This window comes from Immundisolibacter sp. (genome assembly GCF_041601295.1).
Lineage (GTDB): Bacteria > Pseudomonadota > Gammaproteobacteria > Immundisolibacterales > Immundisolibacteraceae > Immundisolibacter.
Genome location: NZ_JBFIII010000032.1, coordinates 20703 through 29077, shown reverse-complemented (window position 1 = coordinate 29077; position 8375 = coordinate 20703). Strand labels below are relative to the sequence as shown.

The 8375-nt window shown below is 58.4% G+C and carries 5 protein-coding genes; all 5 read left to right on the top strand.

Going from position 1 to position 8375, the window contains the following annotated elements; all coding sequences use genetic code 11:
• A partial coding sequence (locus ABZF37_RS06085; protein ID WP_372717861.1) for a DUF1329 domain-containing protein occupies positions 1–882 on the top strand: 882 nt, incomplete at its 5' end.
• Positions 883–1212: 330 nt separating this feature from the next.
• Positions 1213–2091, top strand: a complete 879-nt coding sequence (locus tag ABZF37_RS06080; RefSeq protein ID WP_372717859.1) for a WD40/YVTN/BNR-like repeat-containing protein — start codon at positions 1213–1215, stop codon at positions 2089–2091.
• Positions 2092–2121: 30 nt separating this feature from the next.
• Complete coding sequence (locus tag ABZF37_RS06075) at positions 2122–4494, top strand: RND family transporter (protein ID WP_372717857.1); 2373 nt, start codon at positions 2122–2124, stop codon at positions 4492–4494.
• Between the two features lie 340 nt (positions 4495–4834).
• Positions 4835–5914, top strand: coding sequence for a WD40/YVTN/BNR-like repeat-containing protein (locus ABZF37_RS06070; protein ID WP_372717855.1), 1080 nt, complete (start codon positions 4835–4837; stop codon positions 5912–5914).
• 61 nt (positions 5915–5975) lie between these two features.
• Positions 5976–8327, top strand: a complete 2352-nt coding sequence (locus tag ABZF37_RS06065; protein WP_372717852.1) for an RND family transporter — start codon at positions 5976–5978, stop codon at positions 8325–8327.
• The last annotated feature ends 48 nt before the right edge of the window (positions 8328–8375 follow it).

Below are 8375 nucleotides of genomic sequence, written 5' to 3'. Positions count from 1 at the left end.
TTCGGTAAGTATTTCACCTCGGTTGCCTATGGCTTCAACGCCTTCACCGATGGCACGTATGCCGAGCACGTCAAGAAAGAGCGCTGGCTACAACCCATGTATTTGACCGGTGCCGAGAAGCCCAAAGGCGACATGTTCGAGCGCAACGGTGGTGCCATGTGGTGCTTCTCGCAGGAAGACCTGGCCCCACCGCGTAGCGCGGGCACCATTTTCAGCGGCTGTAATTACTTCCAGAGCGTCGATTTCGATGCCTATCTGTATATCCCTGGCCAGCGCCGGGTACGCAAGGCGCCGGAAATCGGTTTTTACGACAGCCCCGGGACTGGCTCCGATGGCCTGCGTACCGCCGATCAGCGCAACCTGTTTGCCCAGACCGGTGGCGAGGAGTGGTACGACTGGTCACCGCCAGTGCGTAAGGAGATGTATATCCCCTATAACAGCTACAAGCTGACCGACCCGCAGTACACGTTCAAGGACATCGTGCGCCCGGGCCATATCAACGCCGACCTCAAGCGCTACGAGTTACACCGGGTGTGGGTGATCGAGGGCAAGCTGAAGCCCGGTTTCCGCCATCTGGGGCCGCATCGCCTGGTGTATGTGGACGAGGACAGCTGGGCTGGTGCATTGGCGGACTTGTACGATGCACAAGGCAACTTGTGGCGTGTGTCCGAGGCCTATCTGATGAACTTCTACAATGTGCCGATGGTGCATTGGTGGGGCGATGACCATTCTGACTTGATCTCGGGTCGGCATGCTGGCGTGAATGGCTATTTCAACCATGGCGCCAGCCAGGGAACGCTGCCGCCTGATTTCTCGCCCAAGGGCAAGCCTGACGCGGCCATCATGACGCCCGCGGGATTGCGCAAACTGGGCGTGCGGTAGGGGGTACGTACGCGGAGGCATTCGGGCCAACCCAGGCTGCGGCGGGGCGCGCGTGGCGCGGCCCGCCGAACGGGAAGGCCGATAGCCTTGACCTTGGGACACCACCTGGGTTCGAGGGACAGAAAGACCATAATAAAGCCCAAACACTAGATGTCTAAATCAGCACCCCCCGCCGAGGGGGTGTCCTTATTTACGCGTGCGGCATCCAAGGGGGATTGCGTGTTACGAGTGGACGGATTTATGCAGCGGATCCAGCGTGCAGGGCTACTGCTGGCGATGCTTACTTCGCTTGCGACACTGGTTCCCGCGCGTGCGTGGGCGGATGACGCCGTGCCAGCAGCCACCGGGCCCAAGGTCGTCCACGCTTTGTTGTTGGACGCAACGCGGGTTGGCGAGCGGATCGTGGCCGTCGGCGAGCGCGGCATTATTCTGTATTCCGATGATGACGGTGTTCGGTGGCAGCAGGCGGCGGTGCCGGTGGATACCACGCTTACCGCGGTCGTCTTCGCTGACGCCACGCATGGCTGGGTGACCGGGCATGACGCGGTGATCCTGGCCACCGATGACGCTGGTGTCACCTGGACCACGCAATACCGTGACCCTGAGCTCGACGTGCCTTTGCTGGGCCTGTATTTCGATGATGCCACGCACGGTTTCGCCATCGGCGGTCGCGGCAATATATTTCGAACCCGCGATGGTGGGAAAACCTGGACCAACGAAGTCCTGATGACGCGGGACGAGTTTGACGGGCATCTGTTTGGGCTCGGCAAGTCTGAGTCCGGCAGCCTGTTTATCGCTTCCGAGCAAGGCGTCTTGTATCGGTCTGACGACGGTGGCGCCAACTGGTTGCAGCTGGACAGTCCCTATAACGGGTCTTTTTTCGGTGTCGCTTTCCCGGGCGCAGAGCGCGTGGTTGCCTATGCCATGCTCGGCAACATAGCGGTCAGCGACGACAACGGCCTGACGTGGCGCATGGTGTCTTCGGGTACCGACAAGTCGTTCATGTCCGGTACCGTCACGGCCGATGGCACGCTGCTGCTGGCTGGACTAGACGGCGCAATCGTCGCCAGCCGCGACGGCGGTAACACCTTCCAGTCATTGCCGCAGATTGATCGACGCAAGATTGCCCGATTGCTACCGACCAGGGACGGCGCCTGGTTGCTGTTTGGCGAGGGCGGTGTGCATCGCGTGAAGCTGGACGTCAACTAAGTATCCACGCTCAAGGTTTCCGGAGGGGGAATGTCTACGTCCACGTCTAAATACGCCGCCGCGATGGCCTCGGCCTCGTCCTGGCTAGCCGACCAATTGATTCGCTGGCGCGTCGTGCTGTTAGTGGTGCTTAGTCTTATTACGCTGTTTCTGGGTTACCACGCATCGTTTCTGAAGATGGATCCGGGGTTCACCAAGTCGATCCCGCTTGGCCACCCCTACATGCAGACCTATACCAAATACACTGACCAATTTGGTGGGGCCAACGTCATTATCGTCGCGTTGATGCAGAAGGAAGGTGACATCTTCAATGTCGAGTTTTTCAATACCCTGGAGAAGGCGACGCAGGATGTGCTGTTCATCAAAGGCGCGGATCGGTCTTCGGTGACTTCGCTGTTCACGCCTAATGTCGATTTCGTATTGGTGGATGAGGAAGGCTTTGTCGGTCACCGGGTAGTCGAGCCGGACTTCAAGCCAACGCAGGAAGAAATCGAGAAGGTCCGGAACAATCTGTTGGTGTCTCAGCATGTCGGGCGTTTGGTATCGCATGACTTTCGCGGCGCCCTGATCCGTGCGGAACTGGTAGACAACGACCCCAACACCGGGCAGCCGCTGGATTATACCGAGGTGGCCAAGGCGCTGGAGGACATACGCGAGCGGTATAGCAGTCCGAACGTGGATGTGCGGATCATCGGCTTCGCCAAATTCATCGATGACGTAATTCAGGGGGCTCTGGGGGTCGTCCTGTTTTTTGTGGTGGCGGTGGTCATTACCTTCATCATGCTCTATTTCTATTCCAATTCCTTCCAGATTACGACTTTGGCCATTTTGGTGGCGATTACCGCGGTAATCTGGCAGCTGGGCTTGGTGAAGATTCTCGGTTACGGCATCGATCCGTTGTCGATATTGGTGCCGTTCCTGATTCTGGCAATCGGCGTCAGCCACGCCATCCAGATGACCAACACCTGGAAGCTGGAAATCCTCAATGGCGCCGACTCTGTGGCCGCGGCGCGGGAGTCATTCAATAAGCTGTTTATCCCAGGTACCACGGCACTATTGGCTAATGCGGTCGGCTTTGCGGTGATCATGATCATCGATATCGACATCATTCAGGAACTGGGCATTACCGCCAGCATCGGTGTGGCGGTCATGATCGCCACCAACAAGTTCATGTTGCCGGTTTTGCTTTCCTACGCCAGCATGAATCCACGTACCGTCGAGCGTATCCGGACGCGGATACTGGTGCAGGAAAAGCCGTTTTTCCGCTTCCTGGCCAGTTTTGCGGATCGCAAGAAAGGCTCGGTGGTGATCGCATTGTCGGTAGTGTTGCTCGCGTTTGGCTGGTGGAAATGGCAGTCACTGGTGATTGGCGACAGCGAAGCAGGGGCGCCAGAGTTCTGGCCTGAAGCGGTTTATAACCAGGATATCGAGACCATCATCACGAATTTTCTGGTCGGAATCGACGAGCTGACAGTCATTGCAGAGATGCCGCGCGACGGGTGCACCACCTACAGCGTGATGAAAAACATGGACCGCTTCGTCTGGCATGTGGAGGGCGTCGAAGGAGTGCAATCCGTGGTGGCCCTGTCGTCGGTCATGAAGGACCGTAACGTTGGCAATAACGAAGGCCACATCAAGTTCTACGGCCTGCCGCGTACAGAGGCTGGATTGGGGTCGGCCATGCGCAATATCGAGTTGAACCAGAAGTTGTTCAACGACACCTGCGAGGCGATCCCGATCCGCATTTTCCTGTGGGACCACAAGGCGCCGACCCTGCAGCGGGTGGTCGCCGCGGTGCGAAGCTTCAAGGGCGAGGAAGGCGCACCGATAAGTTTCCGCCTGGCGTCCGGCCCGGCCGGCGTGATGGCGGCAACCAATGAGGCGGTGTCCCGCGCCGAAGCGGTGATGATGGCGGCCTTGTTCGTGGCCGTGGGCATCCTGTGCTACCTGACCTTCCTGTCGTGGCGCGCGTCCTTGTGCATCCTGTTGCCGTTGGCCTTGGTGTCCATTCTTGCCAATGCCGTGATGGTGATGCTCAACATCGGCCTGAAGGTGTCCACGCTGCCCGTCGTGGCGCTCGGCGTCGGCGTGGGTGTGGACTATGGTATCTACCTGTTCGCGCGCACCCAGGCCAACATTCGTCTGGGCCTGTCGCTGAAGGAAGCGTATTACCAGGGCCTTAAGCAGGCCGGTACGGCGGTGATCTTCACGGCGAGCACCATGAGTATCGGCGTCGCCACTTGGTTCTTCTCGGATCTGAAGTTCCAGTCCGATATGGGTGTGCTGCTGGCCTATATGTTCTTTGTGAATATGGTCGGAGCGGTCCTGCTACTGCCGGCCTTGGCCGCGTGGTTCATAGACGTTGACAAGGAGCGCCTGTCGACACGTGGCATGGCGCATTAGCGTTCGCGGTGAGCCCCCGTGTCGTGGGTGTCGAGCGGCCCGCGATCTGCGTGAGGATAGCTCCGTGGATTGCATGAGGGTGACTACTGGATGTTGTTTTGACTCCGCGGGGTCAGAACAGTGGAAAGCGTTGTGGCGAGTCTGGGTTTTGCCAACAACGAGAATGTGAGGCGGCAGGGGAAAAGGGCAGCGTCTTTCCGGGCTGACTTTTCGCTGTCACCGATGCCCTAGGCGATCCGACTTACGTTCGCCGACCTGCGCAAGCTCGTCGGGCGATAAGCGCCTTGAGTAAGGGCGCCCGCGTTGTGCCGCTCATAGGGTGCGATGCCGAGTCCTGGCGTTGATCGGCTTTGATTTATTTTCGCGTTCGGTGTCTTCCGGGCGGGGCTTGGTCCTGCGCAGGACCTTAGGAGGAGTCATGATGAGGACGAGGGATGCCCAGCGGGTTGCATCCTGCCGGCGGCTGGCTGGGTGCTTGGCGGTGTGGGCGGGATTGCTTGTCGCTTTGCTGCGACCGCTGCCAGGCTGGGCAGACATTATCCAACCGGCGGCCACTGGCCCGCGGGTTACCGACGCATTGTTCCTTGATGCAGCGCGGGTCGGCAATCGGCTGATAACGGTTGGTGAGTGGGGCATAGTCCTTTATTCCGATGACGAAGGGCTGAATTGGAAGCAGGCGGCGGTGCCTGTGGACATCACTTTGACCTCGGTGGTCTTTGCCGACGAGAAGCGAGGTTGGATCACCGGCCATGATGCGGTGATTCTCGCCACGGTGGATGGCGGCGAAACCTGGTCGTTGCAACACCGCGATCCGGACCTTGATGTGCCGCTGCTGAATCTGTGGTTTGCCGATGCACAGCGTGGTATTGCGGTAGGCGGCCGCGGCAATCTGTTCCGCACCGCCGATGGCGGGCAGACCTGGGAGCATCAGGCGCTTTTGACCGCCGATGAATTTGACGGGCATCTGTTCGCCGTTGGGCGAGGCGAAAGCGGCAGTCTGTTTCTGCCGTCGGAAAAAGGCGTTGTGTATCGATCAGATGACGCCGGGGCGAGTTGGCGTGAACTGAAGGCGCCGTACAACGGGTCTTTGTTCGGCGTGGTGTTTCCCGGCGCTGGGCGGGTAGTGGCGTTCGCCATGCTCGGCAATGTTGCCATCAGTGACGACAACGGCGAAACCTGGCGCATGGGCGAGACCGGAACCGATAAATCGTTCATGTCAGGCCAGGTCATGACAGATGGCGCGGTCCTTCTGGCAGGTCTCGATGGGGCCATCATGGCCAGTCAGGACCGCGCTGAGAATTTTGTGTCGCATGCCCTGGGAGACCGTATGAAGATCGCGCGCTTGTTGCCTACCCGCGACGGGCAATGGTTGGCGTTCGGTGAGGGCGGCATCCGTCGCATCACCCTGAATCTTCATTAAAAAGCAGCGCCCTAACTGCCTCCAGGAGAGAGTAATGCGGACGTCCAATTACGTCACAGTCATGGCGAGTGCATCCGAGTGGTTGGCCGATAGGCTGATTCGATATCGCTTAGGTTTGATGGTGTTTTTTCTTGTGGTTACGGCGTTTCTTGGATATCAGGCGTCGATGCAACGAATGGACCCGGGTTTTACCAAGTCCATTCCATTGTCCCATACGTACATGAAGACCTATGGGGAGTATACCGAGGCATTTGGTGGTGCCAACGTGATTATCGTCGCCCTGATGCAGAAGGAAGGAAACATTTTCAATGTCGACTTCTTCAAGGCGCTGGAGAAAGCGACTCAGGACGTGTTGTTCATCAATGGTGCGGACCGTGCATCCGTGACCTCGTTGTTTACGCCGAATGTGGATTTCGTTCTGGTCGATGAGGAGGGCTTTGTCGGTCACCGCGTGGTGGATGCAGATTTCAGGCCCACCGCCGAGAACATCGAGAAGGTCCATGACAATCTGTTGGTGTCCCAGCACGTCGGCCGGCTTGTATCGCACGATTTCCGCGGCGCCCTGATCCACGCCAGGCTTGTAGATAAGGACCCAGCTACCGGCGAGGTGCTGGATTACACCCGCGTGGCGGACACGCTGGAGCAAATCCGCGGCCGGTACAGCAACGATCAGATTGACGTACACGTTATCGGCTTCGCCAAGTTCATAGACGACATTATCGAAGGCGCGCTGGGCGTCATCATGTTTTTCGTCATCACGCTCGCGGTCACGTTCGTACTGCTGATCTTTTTCGCTGGATCGTGGAAGCTCGCCGTTGCAGCGATGGTCGTGTCATTGGTGGCAGTGGTTTGGCAGCTCGGCCTGGTCCATTTATTGGGCTATGGAATCGATCCACTGTCCATTCTGGTGCCGTTTCTGGTACTGGCAATTGGCGTCAGCCATGCGGTGCAGATGACCAATGCGTGGCGACTCGGGATTGTCGCGGGGATGGATGGACCGACGGCAGCCAAGGACGCCTTCAACAAGCTGTTTATTCCCGGCGCCACGGCGCTTATCTCCGACGCGGTCGGGTTCGCCGTCATCATGATTATCGACATCGATATCATTCGAGAGCTGGGTATTACCGCCAGCATCGGCGTTGCCGTGATGTTGCTCACCAACAAATTCATGCTGCCGATAATACTGTCGTATCTGCGCTTCAATGAAGCTGAGCAAGCCCGCGCAAAGCGCTCTGCCGAAGGTGCGGACCATCCGATCTGGAATTATATGGCCCGCGCCACGCGGCCTGGTCCGGCTGCGGCAATCATCGTTGTCAGTCTGGTGCTGGTCGGTTTCGGCGCGTCGCGTACGTCCCACCTTATTGTGGGTGATTCGGAGGCCGGGGCTCCGGAATTGTGGCCGGCTGCCCGCTATAACCAGGACATCGATGTCATTGTCGATAATTTCAGCATCGGCATTGACGAGCTAACGGTGATCGCCGAGTCGCCACGTGATGGCTGTACCACCTATGGCGTAATGGAAACCGTCGCCCGCTTTGTCTGGGTCATGCGTAATGTCGAGGGAGTGCAGTCGGTGACCACCCTGTCGTCGGTGATGAAAGACCGCAACGTTGGCAACAATGAGGGTCACCTCAAATTCTATGGTCTGCCGCGCGCGTCTTATGGCCTCGGTTCGGCAATGCGTAATATCGAATTGAACCAGCAACTGTTCAATGACTCCTGCGAGGCCATGCCCGTACGTATTTTCCTCAAGGATCACAAGGCCCAGACCCTGGCGCGGGTCGTCAAAGCGGTGAAGGAATTCAAGGTGCCCACGGAGGGCGACGGAGCCCAGGTGAGGCTGCGGCTGGCATCCGGCCCGGCCGGCGTGATGGCCGCCACCAATGAGGCGGTGAGAAGCTCGGTTCTGACGATGGACGTCATCCTGTTCGTCGCCATTTTTCTGTGTTGCTTTTTCACGTTCTTCTCGTGGCGGGCAGCGCTGTGCGTGATGCTGCCGCTGCTAGGGGTTTCGATCTTCGCCAACGCAGTGATGGTGTTCCTGAATATCGGCCTGAAGGTGTCGACACTGCCGGTGCTGGCCTTGGGTGTTGGCGTAGGTGTGGACTACGGCATTTATCTGGCCGCTCGGGCCTTCTTCCACATGCGCGAAGGCATCGATATCGAGACCGCGTTCCAGAAATCCTACCGAGAGGTCGGCACAGCCGTTATGTTCACCGCTGTGACCATGAGTTTCGGTGTGGCCCTGTGGTATTTTTCGGCCCTGAAGTTCCAGTCCGACATGGGTGTGCTGCTGGCCTATATGTTCTTTGTCAACATGCTGGGTGCGATGGTGCTGATGCCGGCAATTACGCGTTTCCTGATTGGCCGCGGCGGTGCGCACTCCATGCCGCCTGCCCGGAGCGCTGGCTAGCTTGATCAAGATATATATACCTAAGGTCAAGGTATGGCAGACTATTTC